This is a genomic window from Cellulomonas sp. P2_B4, assembly GCF_056404795.1.
Window position 1 is genome coordinate 1 of sequence record NZ_JBFUDI010000065.1, and the last position, 615, is coordinate 615.

The window sequence follows — 615 nt, forward strand, 5'->3', positions numbered from 1 at the left end:
GCGCACCAGCATCGGCCTGTCCGGCGCCACCGTCACCGCGATCCGTGCGGGCCATGTCCGGATGAACGCGCGGCTGATCGACGGCAAGCTGTCGCTCGGCGCGCTCGACAAGCTGATGCCAGCGCCTTCGGGCAAGCCTTTCGCGCTGCCCGCGCTCTTTGCCGATGTGCAGGATGCACGGATCAGGCTGGTCGCGCCGCAGGGCGTGATCGGCATCAAGCTGAGCGGGCAGGGCAAGCTGAATGACGGTTTTGCCGGTCAGGTCGCGGCCATCACCGAACGGCTCGATCTCGGCGGCTGCGTCAGCGGCCCCGCGACGGCGGTGCTGGCGGTGCGTATCGCCTCGGCGCGCCCGACCTTGCGCGGGCCGGTCCATGCCGGGAAGCTCGATTGCGCGGGTGCCGTGCTGAGCGATGCCGGCGCCGACATCTCGGTGACGCTGGAGCAGGCGCTGGACGGCTGGCGCGGGGACGCGAAGCTCTCTGTGGCGAAGATTCGCCATCCGTCCGCCGAGCTCCACACCCTCACCGGCACGATCGATTTCGCCGGCAAGGCGGACGGCACGGCCGGCAAGCTCGACCTTGTGTCGGGCATTGCCGCGTCTCGGGGTATTGC

Annotated in this window: 1 protein-coding gene; it reads left to right on the forward strand. The window is 70.1% G+C overall.

The features are described from left to right. On the forward strand, positions 1-615 hold a 615-nt coding region (locus tag AC1DZC_RS20105), incomplete at both ends, for a hypothetical protein (protein WP_477044507.1).